Origin of the sequence: Okeania sp. SIO2B3, from assembly GCF_010672525.1 — a bacterium.
Taxonomy (GTDB): domain Bacteria; phylum Cyanobacteriota; class Cyanobacteriia; order Cyanobacteriales; family Microcoleaceae; genus Okeania.
This window is the reverse complement of record NZ_JAAHGH010000013.1, coordinates 18,418-38,797: the sequence shown is the minus strand read 5'-3', so window position 1 is coordinate 38,797 and position 20,380 is coordinate 18,418. Positions and strand designations below refer to the sequence as shown.

Annotated in this window: 16 protein-coding genes; 10 read left to right on the top strand and 6 right to left on the bottom strand. The window is 43.7% G+C overall.

What is annotated here, in order from left to right; genetic code table 11:
- Window positions 1–268 precede the first annotated feature (268 nt).
- The 9 genes from F6K15_RS13745 to F6K15_RS13705 all read left to right on the top strand — a co-directional run bounded on the left by F6K15_RS13745 (window position 269) and on the right by F6K15_RS13705 (window position 6,111).
- Window positions 269–661: a GTPase gene (locus F6K15_RS13745; protein ID WP_293061613.1), complete on the top strand. Its 393-nt coding sequence runs from the start codon at window positions 269–271 to the stop codon at window positions 659–661.
- 282 nt (window positions 662–943) lie between these two features.
- On the top strand, window positions 944–1,192 hold the full coding sequence (locus tag F6K15_RS13740) for a GTPase (protein ID WP_293061612.1): 249 nt from the start codon (window positions 944–946) through the stop codon (window positions 1,190–1,192).
- Window positions 1,143–1,433, top strand: a complete 291-nt coding sequence (locus F6K15_RS13735; RefSeq protein ID WP_293061611.1) for a hypothetical protein — start codon at window positions 1,143–1,145, stop codon at window positions 1,431–1,433. The genes F6K15_RS13740 and F6K15_RS13735 overlap by 50 nt, the downstream gene beginning before the upstream one ends.
- 180 nt (window positions 1,434–1,613) lie before the next feature.
- The gene (locus F6K15_RS13730) at window positions 1,614–2,789 is read left to right on the top strand and encodes a GTPase domain-containing protein (RefSeq protein ID WP_293061610.1); all 1,176 of its coding nucleotides are present in this window, start codon (window positions 1,614–1,616) and stop codon (window positions 2,787–2,789) included.
- A gap of 210 nt (window positions 2,790–2,999) precedes the next feature.
- Window positions 3,000–3,344 (top strand): hypothetical protein, encoded by a 345-nt coding sequence (locus F6K15_RS13725; RefSeq protein WP_293061608.1) that lies wholly within the window; start codon window positions 3,000–3,002, stop codon window positions 3,342–3,344.
- 364 nt (window positions 3,345–3,708) lie between these two features.
- The gene (gvpN, locus tag F6K15_RS13720) at window positions 3,709–4,647 is read left to right on the top strand and encodes a gas vesicle protein GvpN (protein WP_293061606.1); all 939 of its coding nucleotides are present in this window, start codon (window positions 3,709–3,711) and stop codon (window positions 4,645–4,647) included.
- A gap of 42 nt (window positions 4,648–4,689) precedes the next feature.
- A complete protein-coding gene (locus F6K15_RS13715; protein ID WP_293061604.1) occupies window positions 4,690–5,085 on the top strand; it encodes a gas vesicle protein in 396 nt (131 codons plus the stop codon).
- Window positions 5,076–5,294, top strand: a complete 219-nt coding sequence (locus F6K15_RS13710) for a hypothetical protein (protein WP_293061602.1) — start codon at window positions 5,076–5,078, stop codon at window positions 5,292–5,294. Before F6K15_RS13715 ends, F6K15_RS13710 begins: the two co-directional genes overlap by 10 nt.
- A gap of 331 nt (window positions 5,295–5,625) precedes the next feature.
- On the top strand, window positions 5,626–6,111 hold the full coding sequence (locus F6K15_RS13705) for a gas vesicle protein K (protein ID WP_293061600.1): 486 nt from the start codon (window positions 5,626–5,628) through the stop codon (window positions 6,109–6,111).
- A gap of 655 nt (window positions 6,112–6,766) precedes the next feature.
- Here the strand turns inward: F6K15_RS13705 and F6K15_RS13700 are convergent.
- Window positions 6,767–7,876 carry a formylglycine-generating enzyme family protein gene (locus F6K15_RS13700; RefSeq protein ID WP_293061598.1) on the bottom strand — a complete coding sequence of 370 codons (1,110 nt, stop codon included), beginning with the start codon at window positions 7,874–7,876 and terminating at the stop codon, window positions 6,767–6,769.
- A gap of 517 nt (window positions 7,877–8,393) precedes the next feature.
- Window positions 8,394–10,904 carry an arylsulfatase gene (locus F6K15_RS13695; protein ID WP_293061596.1) on the bottom strand — a complete coding sequence of 837 codons (2,511 nt, stop codon included), beginning with the start codon at window positions 10,902–10,904 and terminating at the stop codon, window positions 8,394–8,396.
- Here F6K15_RS13695 and F6K15_RS13690 point away from each other — a divergent pair.
- On the top strand, window positions 10,894–11,037 hold the full coding sequence (locus tag F6K15_RS13690) for a hypothetical protein (protein WP_293061595.1): 144 nt from the start codon (window positions 10,894–10,896) through the stop codon (window positions 11,035–11,037). The two genes, F6K15_RS13695 and F6K15_RS13690, sit on opposite strands and share 11 nt — an antisense overlap.
- 436 nt (window positions 11,038–11,473) lie before the next feature.
- On the opposite strand, the gene F6K15_RS13685 is transcribed toward F6K15_RS13690, so the two are convergent.
- From F6K15_RS13685 to F6K15_RS13670, 4 genes are all read right to left on the bottom strand, one after another.
- Window positions 11,474–13,984: an arylsulfatase gene (locus F6K15_RS13685; RefSeq protein WP_293061594.1), complete on the bottom strand. Its 2,511-nt coding sequence runs from the start codon at window positions 13,982–13,984 to the stop codon at window positions 11,474–11,476.
- A gap of 733 nt (window positions 13,985–14,717) precedes the next feature.
- Window positions 14,718–14,849, bottom strand: coding sequence for a hypothetical protein (locus tag F6K15_RS13680; protein WP_293061593.1), 132 nt, complete (start codon window positions 14,847–14,849; stop codon window positions 14,718–14,720).
- 288 nt (window positions 14,850–15,137) lie between these two features.
- Window positions 15,138–17,660 (bottom strand): arylsulfatase, encoded by a 2,523-nt coding sequence (locus F6K15_RS13675; protein WP_293061592.1) that lies wholly within the window; start codon window positions 17,658–17,660, stop codon window positions 15,138–15,140.
- Window positions 17,661–17,857: 197 nt separating this feature from the next.
- Window positions 17,858–20,296, bottom strand: coding sequence for an arylsulfatase (locus tag F6K15_RS13670; RefSeq protein WP_293061591.1), 2,439 nt, complete (start codon window positions 20,294–20,296; stop codon window positions 17,858–17,860).
- Between the last annotated feature and the right edge of the window lie 84 nt (window positions 20,297–20,380).

Below are 20,380 nucleotides of genomic sequence, written 5' to 3'. Positions count from 1 at the left end.
TTTTAGTCAAAGTCTAAGCCAATTTTTGGCAGTATCATTCCATAATGTGCAACCCCTTTTCATTAATAAATAATGGAGCATCAATAATGGATAATTAACTCTGGTTAAAACCGTTACGGAATTGAAGATAAGGAAATCACAATTTATTTTTTCTCCTTAAAAAGAGAGGCTTTAAACCGAATTGATTAATTATCAATTATCAATTATCAATTATCCATTGGTAAGTTTGGTTATAATTAAACTGTCAAGTATTGGATTTTGATTAATTATGAAATTTAAATTTGAAGAAGAAAAATTAGGAAAAGAATATCAAAAAGCCAGACAATTAATTGGTAAAAGTAGTAAAAGCAAATGTAATCTTTTAATAACTGGCAGAACTGGTGTAGGAAAAAGTACATTAATCAACGCAATTTTTAAAGATAAATTTGCTAAAACAGGGGTAGGTGAACCAGTCACTCAAGATATTAAACCTTATGAAATTCCTGCAAATAATTTTAGAATTTATGATATTCCTGGCCTTGAAATAAAGGATATCAAAAAATTCAAGCAAAAGGTTTTTCAAAAGATTAAAGAGCAACGAAAACGGAAGCTAGAAGAACATATTCATTGTATATGGTACTGCATAAATGAAGGGACTGGTCGACTTGAAGCAGAAGAATAAAAGTGGATTGAAGAACTAATAAAATACAAAATCAGAATGATTATTGTTCTGACTAAACAAGCATATAACGATGAATTATTTGATTACTTAAAGGAGCAATAATTACCAAAAATTATTAGAGTAGGAACTGAACCGGTACAAGTTGTTGAGCAAATTAGGCAACAAGTATATAGTCCTAAATTAGATACTCCTGGGTTAGAGTCTTTAGTTAAAACAACTACTAAGCTAATCCCAGAGATAGCTAGACAATCATTTATAAACGCTTTACGAGATATTTATTTTATGACACCTGAAGAAGAAAAATTGCAAAGAGAATATCAAAAAGCCAGACAATTCATTAGTAAAAATAGTAAAAGCAAATGTAATATTTTAATAACTGGCATGACTGGTGTAGGAAAAAGTACATTAATCAACGCAGTTTTTAAAGATAAATTGGCTGAAACAGGGGTAGGTGAACCAGTCACTAAAGATATTAAATCTTATGAAATTCCTGCAAATAATTTTAGAATTTATGATACTCCATGGCCTTGAAATAAAGGATATCAAAAAATTCAAGCAAAAGGTTTTTCAAAAGATTAAAGAGCAACGAAAACGTAAGCTAGAAGAACATATTAATTGTATATGGTACTGCATAAATGAAGGGACTGGTAGACTTGAAGGAGAAGAAAGAAAGTGGATTGAAGAACTAATAAAATACAAAATCAGAATGATTATTGTTATGACTAAACAAGCATATAACGATGAATTATTTGATTACTTAAAGGAGCAATAATTACCAAAAATTATTAGAGTAGGAACTGAACCGATACAAGTTGTTGAGCAAATTAGGCAACAAGTAGATACTTCTAAATTAGATACTCCTGGATTAGAGTGTTTAGTTAAAACAACTACTGAGCTAATCCCAGAGATAGCTAAACAATCATTTATAAACGCTTTACGAGATATTTATTTTATGACACCTGAAGAAGAAAAATTGCAAAGAGAATATCAAAAAGCCAGACAATTCATTAGTAAAAGTAGTAAAAGCAAATGTAATATTTTAATAACTGGCAGAACTGGTGTAGGAAAAAGTACATTAATCAACGCAGTTTTTAAAGATGAATTGGCTGAAACAGGGGTAGGTGAAGCAGTCACTAAAGATATTGAATATTATGAAATTCCTGCAAATAATTTTAGGATTTATGATACTCCTGGCCTTGAAATAAGCAAGATTAAAAACGTCAAGAAAGATGTTTTTAAACTTATCAAAGATCGACGAAAACGGAAACTAGAAGAACATATTCATTGTATATGGTACTGCTTGGGTGAATGGAGTGAGAGATTTGAAAAAGAAGAAAGAAAGTGGATTGAAGAACTAATGCAAGCCAAAATCAAAATGATTATTGTTTTAACTAAACCAGCTTATAAGGAAGATTTCTTTGATTACTTGAAGAAACAAGAATTATCAAAAATTATTAGAGTAGGAACTGAACCGATACAAGTTGTTGAGCAAATTAGGCAACAAGTATATAGTCCTAAGTTAGATACTCCTGGGTTAGAGTCTTTAGTTAAAACAACTACTGAGCTAATCCCAGAGATAGCCAGACAATCATTTATAAACGCTTTATTAGATATTGATTTGAAGAAAAAAGCTGCCTATATATCGCTTTTTCTCTATGCGGGAAGTGGATTTGTAATTGCTGGTTTTATACCAATTCCTTTCTTAAACAAAAAATTGAGTGATGTTGCAGTTCAAACATTAATGCTTGTACACTTTTTATATTTATTTGAATTGGAGCTAAAAAATGAGCAAATTCCTGAGTTGCTTTTCGTAGGAACCGATCTGACTTTAATTACTTTATCTATGGATGAGGTTTTAGACAAAATAGCAAAATATATTTTTGATGACCTTGCCCAAGAAATAATAGCTGGGGGTTCAATATCACTATCCATGCTAGTAATTGGTTTTGCTTATATTGAAGTTCTGACAGAGTATAAAAAAGCTCAATTAAAAGGAGTGGAAATTTCCTTTTCTCAACTCAAAGAAATGCTTAGTCAGAAAATTGAGGAGTATAAAGCATTAGACTTTCAAACATGGATAGAAATCCTGAACGGCGGAGGTCAAAATCTAGTGCCACAGGAAATCTAGAAATGCTGAATGTATTACTCTGTGGTTTAGACTAACTTGCCAAAAAGAGTTTTCCCTAGTGGTGTCTCCGTGGGAAAATAAAGTTTACTTTTAGCATGAGCTACTTTCAATTTGAATTCTAAACACCAGAAAATTAAAACATGAAAGTTCAGATGATTAATTCATAAATCATAAATCCTAACTACCAAATACTCAACTAAAAATTATATTATGCACCGTTCAGCCAAACGTGGAAAAATTCCACCAAAACTTAGCAGTATGCCGCGCCAACGTTCGGAAGCTACAACATATTTAACAGTATATAAAAATGTTGTAGAAAAAGAACGTTTACAAAAAGAACTGCAAAATTTAGAAAGGCGATGTAATCAAATCAAAGAACGTCTTGCTGTTCTAGATGAACAAACAAATAAAGAGTTAAAAAATCAATCTCGGCAACCAATTCAATCTCAGAAACCTAGCACGAATAAATTAACAAGTAAGAAACTAGAAAAATCTCAAACTAGAACACCAGAACCACAAAAATCAAAATTCAAAACAATTACTTTAGGATATTAAAATAATTAATAATTAATAATTAATAATTAATAATTTATACAGCACTTCTTCTGGGTATGATTTTGCCCCCCTAGCCCCCAATTTTGGGGGGGATAAAACTCTAAAAGTCCCCCAATTTTCGGGATGCGCGGGGGCGAAGGCGAGAACCAAACAATCGCCCATTCATACTTCAATTCAGCAACGCCGTATATGATTTTGCCCCCCTAGCCCCCCAATTTTGGGGGGAATAAAACTCTAAAAGTCCCCCAATTTTGCGGGATGCGCGGGGGCGAAGGCGAGAACTAAACAATCGCCCATTCATACTTCAATTCAGCAACGCCGTAACTAATAGCTGATAACTGATAACTGATAACTGATAACTGAAATGACTACTGTACTTAATGTCTCACCCCAACAATTTGTCAGCACCCCCGGTGTCGAACGTATAGCTCAACGTGCTTTGCGTTATTTAAAATCTGGCTATTCAGTTCATTTGCGCGGTCCAGCAGGAGTAGGTAAAACAACCCTTGCATTACACCTTGCTCATCTACGTCGCCAACCCATTGTTTTAATGTTTGGAGATGATGAATTTAAAACCTCAGATTTAATAGGTAATCAATCTGGATATACTAGGAAAAAAGTTGTGGATAATTATATCCATACCGTATTAAAAGTTGAGGATGAACTGAAACATCATTGGATTGACTCTAGATTAACCTTAGCTTGTAAAGAAGGTTTTACCTTAGTTTATGACGAATTTAATCGCTCTCGTCCAGAGGTAAACAATATTTTACTCTCAGTTTTAGAAGAGAAAATGTTGGTTTTGCCACCCAACCAAGACCGCTCGGAATATATTCAAGTTAATCCTAGGTTTAGAGTAATTTTAACTTCCAACTCAGAAGAATATTGTGGAGTTCATGCTACTCAAGATGCTTTATTAGACCGAGTGGTGACAATTAATATGGGAGAACCTGATGCTCTAACCGAACAAGAAATAGTCATACGTCAAACAGGTATCGACCCCAAAAAAGCCGAAACTATAGTTAACCTAGTACGTACTTTTCGGACAACAGTGGGGGAAGAAAAATTAGGCGGTTTGCGTTCCTGTCTAATTATTGGTAAGGTTTGTCACGACCATAATGTTCCAGTGAATGGTCAAGATCCTAATTTTCAAGATATTTGTGCTGATATATTAATATCGCGAGCTAGTTTACCTAGGGGAGAAGCTATGGAGAAACTTCAGGAAGTTCTACGGGAATTATTTCCCGCAGAAGTGGAACAAAAAACTGTGAAGCAGAGTAGTCGTCGTCGTACTAAGAAGTAATCTAACGATGATAAAATATATATAGAACTGGGAATAGAAGCTATGAATACCAAAACTAACAATACATTAGCGACAGCAACTAATGGGTCTAGTTTAGCAGATATACTGGAAAGAGTTCTGGATAAGGGAATAGTTATTGCAGGAGATATTTCTGTTTCTGTTGGTTCGACAGAACTTCTCAGCATTAAAATTCGCCTGTTAATTTCTTCTGTGGATAAAGCCAGAGAAATTGGAATTAACTGGTGGGAAAGTGACCCCTACCTCAGCAGTCAAAGCAATTCTCTGATGGAGGCAAATCAAAAACTTCTTGATCGAGTTGCTTCTCTAGAGTCAGAGATAAAAGCACTTAAGAGCGATCGATATGAATATCATACCAATGGTCACTCTTCAAATAACGGTCACAATAATGGTCACAATAACGGTACAAAATGGCAATAGATACAGCAATAAAAATCAAAACTAGCAAAGATATTCTCAGTAGTAAAGCTATTCGTGGGTGTTTGTCTTGTCGCGGTCTCTATGGTCGAAATAATCGAGCAGTTGAAAGAGCTAGAATGCGTATTGCTAGAACTGAAGTTATGTCTCACAGAGAACTTCAACAATGGCGGTTTGTTCGATGGCAAGCTTTACAACGTTTTAGAATTTAGAATTTAGAATTTAGAAGTAATTACTGACCAGAAAATTAGGTCAATAGTCTCCCCTTTCAAGGGGATTAAAAAAAAAAGAAAATTCACTATTTTCTTGTCTCCCTATTCCATTGAGGTACTGATAACTGATAACTGATAACTGAAATGACGCTCATTTTCTTGGTTAGCAAGGGCAAAAAAATTACCGAAAAATTTGGCTCTAAAGCCTCCCCTTTTAAAGGGATAAAAAAGGGAATATTGTCAAATTTCAAGCTTCTTGCTTCCGCCAGAGGTACTGATAACTGATAACTGATAACTGATAACTGAAATTACTCCCCACACTTTATTTCTTATGTCCCTAGAACCGTCTCCAGAAGAACCCTCAATAATTCCTATTGGCAAATCTCAAAGTAATTCAGAAGCAGGGTTAGCTCCATTGTTGCTAACAGTTATTGAGTTGCTACGGCAATTAATGGAAGCTCAGGTGATTCGGCGAATGGATGCAGAAATGTTGAGTGATGAAGAATTAGACCGTGCGGCTGAAAGTTTGCGACAGTTGGAAGAACAGGTGATTAAATTGTGCGGGGTATTTGATATTGACCCCGAAGATTTGAATTTGGATTTGGGTGAAATTGGTACTTTGTTGCCAAAGTCGGGAGAGTATTATCCAGGAGAAAAATCTGAAAGTCCTTCTATTTTAGAGTTATTAGACCGGATAATTAATACTGGAGTGGTTTTGGATGGCAGTCTAGATTTAGGTTTGGCAGAGTTAAGTTTGATTCATGCTCGTTTACACTTGGTTTTAACTTCTAAACCGATCAATCAAAGCAAAAAATAAGTGGCAGTCCTGCAACCGTTACGTCCGCAGAGACTGGAACAGAGTGGAAGGCAACAAGATCAAGGGTTTTAACTGTATAACATTTCGTTACATAGTGAGATTGATTCGTGCCTACCTACTTAGGGCTTGCTGAAAAAGTCTTATGGGTGAAGGTAGGAGACAGGAGACAACCCACCCCTCGCCCCTCCCCCTCCCAGGAGGGGAAGACAGGAGGAACGGGGAATTTGGAGGAGGTAGGAGCGGGCGTTTTGTCCCAAGATTGTTCTGCCCAACTCTTGACCAAAATCCTGAATTTTTGAACCATTACCACCTAAAACCTCGCACCCCCTCCAGACCTAAAATTGCTCAAACCAATACCAGTCAATATGCGCGATCTTTAATCAGCAAACCCTACTTAGCACATTTTTTCGGATTGGGGCGGACTTAGAATAACTAATCATCCGGATTTGATATAATATCATGTCCGGATAATCAGTGATCAAAAAAACTTTCTCCTCTTTCTTCTTCTTTCTTCCCTCCTGTCTCCTGACTCCTGTCTCCTGTCTCCTCAGTCGTTTATTTATAAGTATTCAACCGGACATAATATAACGCACCAATTGAGGAAGCGATCGCCAGACGCCAGTATCTATCAGTCGCGAGCGATTGATAATTTGAGTTAACCTAAATTTTTGACAAGACGAAAACCAATGTGAGTGGTTCCTGTATCCGGTGACTGAGACTCCCGTGCAGCCGGACGGTATCGACTGCAATAGTTGGGCGCACAGAGGTGAGAACCACCTTTAATCACGTGTACCGCACCCTCGGCAGGTTTTTTGGGGTCAAAACTTTCGGCTTGTCTGGGACCCTCTGGATTAACGCTATGAGCCATATCCTTTCGTTCAACGCGATACCAGTCGGCAGTCCATTCCCAAACGTTACCCGTCATGTCATACAAACCGTAACCATTTGCCGAGAACGAAGCAACGGGAGCAGTTCCCAAGTAGCCGTCTGCTTTGGTATTTAGAAAGGGAAAAATTCCTTGCCAGGTGTTGGCTTTTTTGGCAGAATATTCTTGACCCCAGGTGTAAGTAGATTCTTTTAAACCACCTCTGGCAGCATATTCCCATTGGGCTTCGGTGGGAAGTTGTTTTCCTGCCCACTTTGCATAAGCTAAGGCGTCTTCGTAGGCAATATGAACAACGGGATGGTTTTCTTTCCCGCTAATATTGCTATCGGGGCCGTAGGGATGTTGCCAGTTTGCTCCTGTAACCCAATGCCACCAACTCAGATAAGCCACTTGTTGAATACCTTCTGCGGGAGGTTCAAAAACGAGAGAACCAGGCGATCGCTGTTCATCAGGTAAATCAGGAAATTGTTCTTTTGATAGGGGACGTTCGGCTATGGTAACGTAACCTGTATCTTCAACAAACTTGGTAAATTGGGCGTTGGTAATTTCGTGGGAATCAATGCAAAATGAACTGACACTAACATCTTCAACGGGTAGTTCTTCGATAAATTCTGGTTTATCCGACCCCATTTTGAAATCTCCTCCCGGAATAAAAACCATATCTTGGGGGCAAGTTGAAGATGGTACGGCAAATGCACTCGGACTAAAAATAGTAACAGTCAGAATAAAAACACTGAGAACAATTAGGAGTTTTTGAATATAACAGGACTTACGCAGAACCGCCATATCTCGTAGGGGCAAATGGCATTTGCCCTCTACAGATAGCGTATTATCTACAAGTTTGCCTAAGTCCTGATAATTTTGAGAATTATCCATCATTTAAGTTACAGAATCCTTTTTCTAAAGTGGAGAATAGCTTTGAACAGAGAAACTTTATTTATTTGATATGAGAGGAAGGCGATCGTGGCTAATGTAAGCCACGATAATTGAGAAAACTTAAATTACTGGCACACTATTCCAGCAGGGATATGCTACAGTTCATCAACTACTGCTTCATAAAACTGATATAAAACGTCACATAGCGTGATATTTTAATGTTTACTTCCTGCTTCTACCGGAACTGTCGGCAGCACTCCGTCCACAGGCATTAACGGTCAAGCCGACCGCATTTCTGAAATTTATACTGGCGTTTAAATCGCGGTCTATTGACAAGCCACATGACTCCCTTACCGGTGGAAGATTTTCTATAAAGTAGGTTGGGTTGAAAGAAGTGAAACCCAATATCTGTGTTGGGTTTATCCTAACGGATAAGCTCCGCTAACGTTCCTCAACCCAACCTACAATTTTTCGGTAATCTTAGAGCGTAATGGGAGTATCAATACTCTTCTATGAATATCTAGTCGAAGGAAGGCGAGGGTAAAGGTAATAAGTAAAGTTCCATTGAATTTACAAGACCCACTTTCACTGTGTTAATCGTACCAGTGAAAGGAAAAGGCACGTTATCGGCGTAATCCAGCGAAACAGGAGAACCCAAATCCGTCCCCACATCAAAGGTCTCGCTGGCGGTAAAAGCAGACGGCACGATGCGATCGACCTTAATGCTACCCTCTTCATCTCCATCGACCAGAATCTCTACATCTGCAAAGATATCTTCTAGGTCAGGATTTTCTGGGTCAGCAGATTCCGAGAGCTTGATGGTGGTTTGCACCTGAATCGTGTGATGACCGCTTGCGATCGCGATGGGTTCAGTCTTGTAGCGTTCCAACAACATCATGTTGTACTCATACTTGAGCTTTCCGTCCTCCATAAACAAAGTCAAACCGCCACTCGAACCGCCGAGGGCATAGAGAACCCCGGAATCGTCGCCTTTGAGATCGACATCAATCGTCACCGTATTGCTTTCGCGACCCAGACCTGGCGCCGTAAATTCCGGCATCCTGGTGGTGCTGGTATTAAACGTCCAACTGGTATACGGGTTCTCAAGCCGAGCGTCGGGATTGATGCTAGTCTCGAGACCGCCACCAATGGGAAAGACCTTATTTTCTTCTGCTTCTTGCAAGAACAATTGCTTCATCATCTCCAGAATCTCTGGCTCTTCTTTTGCGAGGTCGTTCTGCTGCGTGAAGTCTGTTGTCAGGTCATATAATTCCCACACATCTTCACGAGAATCCCAATTTGCTAAATCGGTGCTGGAGGCAGTCTCCCAAGGAATCAGAGGACCAAACGTGCAGGCATACCAGTCATCGAAATAGATACCCCGACTGCCGTTATTCTCAAAATACTGAATTTTCTTCTTGCCGGGAGCATTGGCATCTTCAAAGCTATATTTCATGCTGACACCATCAATCGGATCTTGGAAAACACCATAGAACTCCTCCGGTGGGGTAATATCCAAAATCTCGTAAATGGTGGGGGCGATATCGTTGACGTGATGGAACTGGGAACGGGGGGTGGGGTCGGGGGTAATCTTTTTAGGCCAAGAAATCACGAGAGGATTGCGAGTACCGCCAAAGTGAGAGGCAATCATCTTGGTATAGCGGAACGGTGCATCGCCAGCCCAAGCCCAAGCTGCATTGTACATATTGTCCGTTTTTGCCGTTCCCAAAGCAGACAGACCCGAGGGATCTTCTTCGGTGCCAAATTGCTCACTGAGGGCTTCGAGTTGTTCTGCTACGGTATTGGGAATTTGGTTCTGAGCCAACAGTTCGCTGATGCTGCCATCTCGTCCGTCGGCACTGGCACCATTGTCGCCCCAAACGTAAAAGATCAGAGTGTTGTCTCGAATGTCTTCGGCTTCCAGTTCGTCAATGATCTTGCCTGCTTGGGTATCCACATCTTCGACAAAGGCAGCGTAAAGCTCCATCAAACGGATTTGGAATGCCTTTTCGTCATCGTCTGTAATTTCAGTCCAAGCGGTCATCTCTTCAGGGCGTCTTGTATCCACGGCATCATCTGCCAAGGGGAGCCAGTCCAACTTTTTCTGGCGCTCAAAGGTGCGGGCGCGCAAGGCATCCCAGCCATCGTCAAATGTACCCTTATATTTATCGGCTAAATCGCCGAAGATGTGATGGGGACCGTGAGCAGCACCGGGAGCCCAGTAGATAAAGAAGGGCTTATCAGGGCTATACGCTTGGCGTTGGCGCAGCCAAGTCACAGCCTGATTTGCCATATCTTCACTTAAATGGTAAGGACTTCCATCCGGGAACTCGTGAGGGGGTTCGATCGGGGTGGTGTTTTCATACAGGCGCGGCTCGTATTGGGAGGTTTCTCCAGCGTTAAAGCCGTAGAAATAGTCAAAGCCGTGTCCGGTAGGCCAGCGATCGAAGGGTCCCATTGCCGTGGTTTCATTGGCGAGGGTATTATGCCATTTCCCAAAGGCTGCGGTTTTGTAACCATATTCCCGCAACACTTCTGGTAGTGTCGCTGTAGTCTTGGGAATGCTGCCCATATAGCCATCCCAGTCTAGCGCCCGTTGGGTGGTGGTGCCGGAGTGTACATTATGTTGACTGCGTCCGGTCAACAGGGAGGCACGGGTTGGAGAACAGAGCGCGGTGGTGTGAAAGGTGTTGTAGGCAATTCCTTCATCCCACAGGCGTTGAATGGTGGGCGCTTTAATTTCCCCCCCAAAGGCTTCAGCTTGCCCAAATCCCACATCATCCAGGAGGATAATCAGGATATTTGGAGGCTCGTCGGGTAGATAGTTCGGTTCTTCCCGTCGAATCATCTCGGAGTCTTGTAGGGTCTCATTGGCGGTACTCGCGGAAGGTACGGGAGGGAAGGGTAGCACCGTACCGTCAGCAGTTTCTGCTAAGACCGGGGGAGCGATAGTCCCCAATAGAAGAGAGGTGGTCATCGCAAACACCACGACACCTCTCAAAATTCGGTGCAAAAGACCGTTGAAAAACATAGATAAAACTTCATCAAAGGGGTTAACACAATCTCAGACTGCATCCCAAAACACAACATGGATAGCCTTGGGATGGCCTGTAGAGTTCCGAGCTAGCGATCGGGACTCTACAGTCTTAGCTGAATTAGAGTAGAACTGAGGTTAGTTAAAGATATCAGCAGCAAACATAAATGCATCTGAGCTTATAGCAGTCGAAGCAAAGGGCGCTCCCACATCAAAACCCTAAACCCAAACAAACCAAGATTTTTCCTTTTGCCTCCCCCCTTCAAAGGGCAGGGTCAATTTATTGTCACGCCTAGAAAAAAGTAGGAGAGGGTAGGGAGGTGTGGGAACCCACCCCTAACCCCTCCCAGGAGGGGAATGTGGGAAGTGTGGGAGGAAAGTCCGCTTTTATTCATGCAACTTGGGTATCCCCAAAACCTTATCCTCCTCATCCTCCTCATCCTCTCCACCGTCCCCACAAGCTTTTCAGCCGTTCCTTATAAGGGATAGCGCATCATCGGGGGGCAGGAGGAGAGATGCATAAGTGCCTTTTGCTATACAATTCTATTGCTACTTCAACGGAAGGCTTACTCTATGCAATCTTCTGATTCTGATTCTGAGCAAGGTGGTGGTTCAATGTCTATTGTCACTTGATCAATTGTGCCTCTGAACTTAAAAGGTGACTTATATTTATGACTTACTGGTGTGAGTAAATCCATCCCTACATCTTGAGTTTCCAGAGAGAATCGTGCAGGTACAGTCTGCTTGATGTTATCAGTGCAATCATTGATGTTATCAGTGCAATCAGTAACTTGACGACCGTCGATGAAGAGGTTAACTGTAGCTGCTTTACCCGCACCATCTCCATAATCTCCTGAGTATTCAAACTTGAATCCTAGCTCAACATCACCAGTGGGAACATCTTCTTCAGAAACAACGTCATAGGGGGTGCCAAAGAAGTTGTAGGTATAGTGGAGTTTTTTGTCCTTAATGTAGAAGCTATAGCCCCCTGTCTCTCCTCCGAGCGCCAGGATTACACCTTTAGGGCGTCTCTTAGGAATCGTTACCTCAGCAGTAACTTGATGAGATTTGCTTTTCACATCGGGTGCTGTCCCTTCTGGCAATCGAACCGCGCCTTCATAGAACTTGAAATGATAGCGTCCTGCAGTAAAACTGGGACGTAAATTAACATCACCTCGTTCAACAAAGCGATCGTCCAGAGGGAAAACATTATACTTACCTCCTTCAACGAGGAATAAGTCTTTGAGTTCCTCTAATTTATCAAGATAAACATCTTTTTCTTCTGACTCCGATTTGGATAAGTCCTCGTATTGAGAGAAATCAGTCTTTAAATCGTACAGTTCCCACTCATCTTCATCGAAATCTTTAAGAGGTTCATCGCCAACTGGTTTAGCATGTATAGTTGATGCCATCCATTCGTGTTCTTCTTCGTCCTTGTATATGGCACGATTCCCATACATCTCAAAATACTGAGTTTTATGAGTACCTTCAGCATTTTTCCCACTATCAAGTTTCTTACCAAAACCAAAGGTATAGGCTAAACTCACCCCTTCTATGGGCTGCTGTTGGATGCTGTTAACGATCTCTGGTTCCTGAATCCCAGTTACTTCCAGAATTGTCGGTGCGATATCAATAACATGGTGAAACTGGTCTCGGATCTCCCTTCTGTTTGGAGTCGGGCGAATAACCTCTGGCCATTTAATAATCATGGGATTGCGAGTACCGCCAAAATGGGAAGCTATCTCCTTTGTCCATTGAAAAGGCGCATCCGTAGCCCAAGCCCAGCCAATGGCGTATCCTGGCGAGGTTCCGCTGTCACGTCCACCCCAATCCTCTGCACACTCCTTGATTTCTTCAATATTATAGCCCAGTCCGTTAAGATTTTTCATGGTGTTGCAAGTTCCATTCACACCACCGCCTGCTGAACCACCGTTGTCACCCACGATATAGATGATCATGGTGTTGTCTACTTCGTCTTCAGGAATAGCACGAAGAACACGACCTACCTCTACATCAGTGTATTCTAGAAAAGCCGCATAGATTTCCATCTCCTTGGCTAATGCCACATGAGCGCTGTCGTCGAAATCTTCCCAAGCAGGTATTCCTTCTGGGCGAGGGGTAAGTTCAGTCTTAATAGGAATTATGTTGAGAGCTTTCTGACGATTGTAAATTTTCACACGCTCTGCGTCCCAACCGTCATCAAACACACCTTTGTATTTATCGCGATAGGAATCTGGGGGTTGGTGAGGTGAGTGGGTAGCACCGGGAGCAAAGTAAAGGAAGAATGGGCGATCTGGTGCAATTGAATGCTGATTGTTCATCCAACCAATTGCTTTATCGGCAAGGTCATGGGTGAGGTTGTAGTCCTCTTTTTTTCCATTGTACATCATTTTGGCGGGTGGATCGATGGGGTTCTGATTTTCATACAGTGCTGGATACCACTGGTCAGTTTCTCCACCAATAAATCCGTAGAAGTAGTCAAATCCTAAACCATTAGGCCAGCGGTCAAAGGGACCAACCATACTGGTTTGGTTATCAGGAACATTATGATTTTTGCCGAACCAAGCTGTGCTGTAGCCATTCTCTTTGAGGACTTCGGCAATTGTCGCTGTGCTTTTGGGAATCAAGCCTTTATAACCAGGATAACCTGTTGCCAGTTCCTGAATCACTCCAGAGCCGACTGAGTGGTGATTGCGTCCAGTTAGTAGAGCTGCACGAGTTGGTGCGCAGAGGGCAGTTGTGTGGAATCGATTATAAGTTATCCCTTCGTCTGCCAGTGTCTCTAGAGTAGGTGTTTTAATCGAGCCACCAAAGGTTTCTGAGGAACCAAATCCCACATCATCCAAGAGTACAAGGACAATGTTAGGGGCATCTTCTGGGGCTTCAGGGGATTCCATAATTGACTTATCTGGCGGCCCGGAAGTTTCGTAAGTAACACCAATGTCACCCTGAAATTCTGGGTCTGGTTGTGGCAGAATTTCCTGAGCCAAGGCTGGTGGTACTAATACTCCTAGGGAAAAGATCACTACCACTAGGAAATTGAGTAGTATTTTAAGTTTCTGTAAAGTTTCCTTCATACACTTAGTGCTGTGCTGTTAACATTTGAGTCTTTGATTGATTAACTCTTTTGTGACATCCTCTTGAACCTGTTTGTGCAGGGTTGCAGCAGGCTAGGGGCGGAGGTCTGTACTAGCACGTCTAGTTTGAAAATGTGGGTAAATTTCAGTATCCCGGGAGACCTCTCCCCCCTGCCCCTCCCCCTCTCCTGCTTTTGAGAGGGGTGAATATCCTCCCCTTCCCTCCTCCCCCCTTTGAAAGGGGGGCAAGGGGGGATAGGAAGGGGGTTGGGGGGTTAGGTTTTACTCACAATTTTAGTGTAGACGCGCTACTACTGATACCAAATCCGGTATAAATATTCCCGTTAGTTCCCACCCTGTAAAAACCTTGGATGCAAGGTCTCTAGAGAGTTTTTTTGGGTTATTTAAAACGGGTTTGTTTAACCCGGATTTGGTATGAGCCAATTCTTTAGAGCGGGGTGGAGAACAATTCCACACCACAAAAAAGCATTGATCCAAAGCATTAATCGAAACAGGGTGAGCCATGTCCACTCTGTTGTGCTATGGGGTAAATCAAAGACTTAATGGTTAGTTTAGTGGTAAGCTATCTCTGTGGATGATCAAAAATTATAACTTTCTGAGCTATACAAATTAAATAACTAATTTTTTTAATGTATTAACTTTACTTATATATCTCTTTTGGAGTGCGCCACTACTGGCGCGACATGAATAAGGGTGGGCGCTACCCACCCGACTAAAAGTTCGCTATTAAAATACCTACTTCCATTTCGGTCTTACAGCGGTTTTCATTTCGGTAGACCACAGTAGGGGCGAGCAAGCGAATCGCCCCTACAGGGTTTTGGTTATGACGATGTGGTTTATTCATCTGAAAAGCGCTGTATATCAAATCCGTTGGCTTTGGAGAATAAGGTTCTACCATCACTATTGGCGAAAACTCCTAGTTTGTAGAGGGTTTGGAGACCAAACCCCTACGGTCTTAAATTCTACCGATACTACCGGATTTGATTAGGACTTACGCAAAATGCGAACTCATCCGCTATATGTACGGGCGATTCGCGTTTGCGGAGCATTCCGTAGGAAATCGCCCCTACAAGATATGGTGGTTATGCGTAAGTCATGTTGATATTAAATCAATGGTCGAATTTTGCAATGATTAATCGTAGAACGGAATGGGATTAAGAAGTAAAGGCTCCCCGCAGTATGCATCTACGGACTCTTTGTCTGCTACATCGTCAGTGATTTCGATTGTCACTGAGTTCAAAGTTCCGCTGAAATCAAAGGGCATCAGCTCCTCATAGGTGTCGGATACTGCCGAACCCGTATCAAAGCCGATATCAAAGGTTTCATCCGGGGTGTAGCGGGTACTCAAGGTCTCACAGACAAAGCCGTGACCAATTTGCTGACCGTCGGCATAAAGGGTGACTTCTCCTCCCACACCAGGCTCATCAGAAACAGTTTTATAAACTGCCTTGAGAGTAATGGGGAGACCAATGGTGGGGACTGGAATCTCCAATAAAGATCCTTCGATCCGATAGTGTTCAAGTCTGGCTAAGTTGTAGTCATACACTAACTTACCGTCCTGTACAAACAACCCATACCCGCCAAAAGCACCCGCTAAAGTCACTAATACACCTTCGCCCCCCGGTGGAAACACGACATCTGCAGTAATCGTGTGGCTTTTGGACTTCAAGTTAGGTGCTACACCTTCAGGAGCGCGGAAATGATCTGGGAAGATAAAATGGGTTCGTCCTTCTACCAAACTGGGACGCAGGTCTGGATCGAACCGTTCGTAACGACGATCGTCCAACGGAAAGACATTATGTTTGGCGGCCTCGGCATAAAAGAGCTTGACCATTTCATCCAGCTTATCAGGACACTCCTCAGCCAGATCGTTGGCTTGGGTAAAGTCTGGAGTATTAACAGAACAATTCTCGTCAGAATCTCCGCCAACGTTATAAAGCTCCCAATCCATATCGATCAGGCTGTTGCCCAACGGCGTATCCCCAACCCACGGCACTGTCCGAATTGCACTTGCCATCCAACCATTATCGTAGATACCCTGATTTCCGGCAATCTCAAAATATTGGGTTGTATGTTCGCTGGGGGCATCAATCGCGCTCAGATCGTCACCGTCAGCATCCGTTGCATCAAAGGTATAAACCAGACTGGTTCCTTCGATGGGTTTCTGGGTGACACCATTAACTTGAGTCGGTGCTTCAATGCCAACTGCTTCGAGAATAGTCGGAACAATGTCGATAACATGGCTGAACTGGTAGCGTACATCTCCCTTATCGGTAATGCGCTCAGGCCAAGAAATAACCATGCCATTACGAGTTCCTCCAAAGTGGGAAGCAACCTGTTTGGTCCATTGGAAGGGCGTATCCATCGCCCAAGCCCAACCGGCTGGAAAATGATTATCGTGTTTGGAACTGCCTAACTCGTCAATCGCCGCCAGTTTGTCAGCAAAGGGTTCTGTCAAGCCGTTGCGGTAGGTGGTTGTATTGATCGTCCCTTCCAATCCACCTTCTGCACTACCACCATTATCGCCAGCAATATAAATCACCAACGTATTGTCCAAGAGATCCAAGTCTTCAATGGCATCAATCACTCGACCGATTTCTTCATCTGTTTGTTGGGTAAAGCCAGCAAAGACTTCCATCATGCGGGCATAGAGTCTTTGTTCGTCTGCATTTAATTCCTCCCAATCAGGTAAATCCTCGCGAGGAGTGAGTTCGGCGTTTGGTGGAATAACCCCTAATTCTTTTTGTTTCTCAAACGTTTGATTGCGGTACTCATCCCAGCCCGTATCAAATTGACCCGCGAATTTCTTGATATAGTCTTCGGGAACCTGATGCGGGGCATGAGTCGCGCCCGGAGCAAAGAACATGAAAAAAGGTTTTTCATCTGACAGGGCATAGGTTGTGCGGATGTAGTTGATGGCATGATCGGCTAAATCGGTATTGAAGATATAGGGCGATCCATCGGCATTAGTTTTGGGCGCTTCCAAACGAGTTGTATTTTCTACCAAGGCAGGATGGTATTGGTTGGTTTCGCCACCAACAAAGCCGTAGAAATAGTCAAATCCTAAACCCACAGGCCAGCGCTCGAACGGCCCGATCGCCCCGGTTTCCCAGTCGGGAACGTTGTGGTTTTTACCAAACCAAGACGTGGCATAGCCATAGGACTGTAGAATCTGGCCGATTGTTGCAGCATTCTGGGGGATAAGGGTGGAATAGCCCGGAAAATTCGTTCCGGCCTCCATGACTGCCCCGGATGCTACAGAGTGAGCGTTGCGTCCGGTGAGAAGGGCTGCTCGCGTGGGGGAACAGATGCCTGTGGTGTGGAACTGGGTATAGCGCAAGCCATTATCTGCGAGCTTGTCTAAGGTCGGACTGGGAATAGCGCCGCCAAAGGTTGACATCTGACCATAGCCCACGTCATCCAACATCACCACAAGGATATTGGGGGCATTTTCAATCCCGAAGGTAGAGGGTAATTTCAGGTCTGCCTTTTCGGATTCGGAGTCTTCGTAAGTGAGTCCCATTTTGCCGGTGAAAATAGGGTCGGGATGGGGCAATATCTGCTGGGCCATTGCTGGCAACACAGAGGTATTGAGGAAAAAGGAAAGGGCGATCGTAAATATCGCGATCGCTCTCAACATCCGTTGCAAAAACATGGGTGAAACCTCATAAAAGGGTTAACAAAAAAATCTCAGACTGCATCCTAAAACACAATCTGAATAGCCTTGGGATGGCCTGTAGAGTCCCGAGCTGGCTCGGAACTCTACAGGTTTAGCTGAATTAGAGTAGAACTTAGGTAATGAGGGTAGGCAACGCCCACCCCGTAACTAAATTCCTTTACATCAGCATTATTCTAGTCCAAGGGAGCTGGGAGTGAAGGTAAAAAGTGAGGTTCAGCTGATGTCAGCTCTACTTTCACAGTGTTAATCGTTCCGTCGAACTCAAAGGGAGCGCGATCGGCATAGTCTAGGGAAACCGGAGCCCCCAGATCCGTGCCGACATCGAAGGTTTCACTGGCACTGAAGGCTCCCACGACGATTGTTTGGATAGTGATTGGCTGGTCGAGGACTTCTAAGCCATCCACTCGTATAACCACTTTACCAGGGGAATAGAGATCCTCGATGGTTGTGTCTACTTCAATGGTGTGATGACCAGCAGCGATCGGTGCATTTGATTCTTCCTTATAACGCTCGAGGAGCAGCATGTTGTACTCGTACTTGAGAATTCCGTTGTCCATAAACAAGCTCACACCGCCACCGGAACCTCCCAAGGCATAGAGAACGCCGGAAGCATTTTCTTCCAGATCGACATCAATCGTAACCACGTTGCTCTCGCGACCTAGGCTCGGTGCAGTGAATTCAGGCATACGAGTTGTGCTTTCATCAAAAGTCCAGCTAGTGTAGGGACTCCCGATCCGGTCTTCGGGATTAGCGTTGACGTACAGGCCGCCCCCAATGGGGAATGCCAAATTCTCTTCTGCTTCTTCCAAGAACATTTGTTTCATTACCTCCAAAAGCTCTGGCTCCTGAGCTGCCAGATTCTCCATTTGAGTGAAGTCGTCGGTAATGTGATACAGTTCCCAAACGTCCTCATTGGCATCCCAGTCAGGGAAGTCCTCTGCTGATTTAGCTATATTCCAGGGGATCTGAGGACCAAAGGTGCAGGCATACCAGCCATCGATATAGATGCCTCGGCTGCCGCTGTTCTCGAAATACTGAAGATTCTTTCGATCCTCTGCGTTGGCATCGTTGAAGGTGTACTTCATGCTAATCCCATCGAGGGGTTTTTGCTTGAAGCCGTAAACTTCTTCAGGGGGGGTAATGCCGAGGATATCGTAGATAGTTGGAGCAATATCGTTGACATGGTGAAACTGAGACCGGGGGGTTTTGTCGGGGGTAATGCCCTTGGGCCAGGAGATTACCATCGGGTTGCGGGTACCACCGAAGTGGGAAGCAACTAGCTTGGTATAACGGAAGGGGGCATCCCCTGCCCAGGCCCAACCCGCGTGGTACATATTTTCGGTTTTTGGGGTTCCCAGGGCATCAAGTCCGCCTAGTCCGTCGAGAGCCTCAAGTTGCTCCTCGATCGTACTGGGAATTAGGTTCTGGGCAAGAAATTCGCTGATAGTGCCCTCCTGACCTTCGGCACTGGCTCCGTTGTCACCAACAATATAAAAGACGATGGTATTGTCGCGAATGCCCAGATTGTCGAGTTCCGAGATCACCTTACCTGCCTGGGTATCTGTATGTTCGAGAAACCCTGCATAGACTTCCATCAACCGCCGTTGGAAATCACGTTCCTCCTCATCCTCAATATCATCCCATGCTTGCATGTCATCAGGCCGAGTAGCTAGCTGCGCATCTACTGGAATCCAGCCCAGGGCTTTCTGGTTTTCAAAGACCCGCTTTTGGTACTCGTCCCAGCCGTCATCGAATTTACCCTTATACTTATCTGCCCATTCCTTGAAGACATGGTGAGGACCGTGGACTGCCCCTGGTGCCCAGTACATCAAGAAGGGTTTGTCGGGAGAATAGGAACGGTGGTGACGCATCCAGTTGATCGCTTTATCCGCCATGTCCTCAGTCAGGTGGTAAGTCTCGTCGTGGGGCGGCTCTATGGGGTTGAGGTTCTCATAGAGGCGCGGCTCATACTGAGAGGTTTCACCCGCAAGGAAGCCGTAGAAATAGTCGAAACCATGCCCAGTAGGCCAGCGATCGAATGGACCCATAGCTGTGGTCTCATTGGTTGGGGTATTGTGCCATTTGCCAAAGGCAGAGGTTTTGTAGCCGTATTCGCTCAAAACTTCGGCGACGGTGGCAGTGGTCTTGGGAATAACCCCCAGGTAACCATCCCAGTCCACCGAAAATTCTGCGATCGTACCTGATTGGGCCCGGTGGTGATTGCGCCCGGTTAAGAGAGCGGCGCGGGTGGGCGAGCAGATGGCAGTAGTGTGAAAGGTGTTATAGGCAATCCCTTCATCCCACAAACGGCTTAGAGTCGGCATGTGGATCTCGCCACCAAAGGTGTCAGGCTGCCCGAAGCCTACATCATCCAGCAGGATAATCAGGATGTTGGGCGGATCTTCGTTGGGTATACGGTTCGGTTCCTCGCGCCGGATCATGGTGGACTCTTGCAAGGTCGGTCCAGCAACGCTGGCTGATGGCACTGTCGGGAATGGCAGAACCGAGCCATCAGCAGTTTGTGCCAATACAGGGGGAGTAATACTTCCCCATAGGAGAGAGATGGCCATCGCAAATATCGCGATCGCTCTCAACATTCGATTCAAAAACATCGGTAAAACCTAATAAGAAAGAGTTAACAAAATTGGGGACGCATCCCAAAAAGGGTTAATAAAGTCTCAATATCGCTAGCTAGT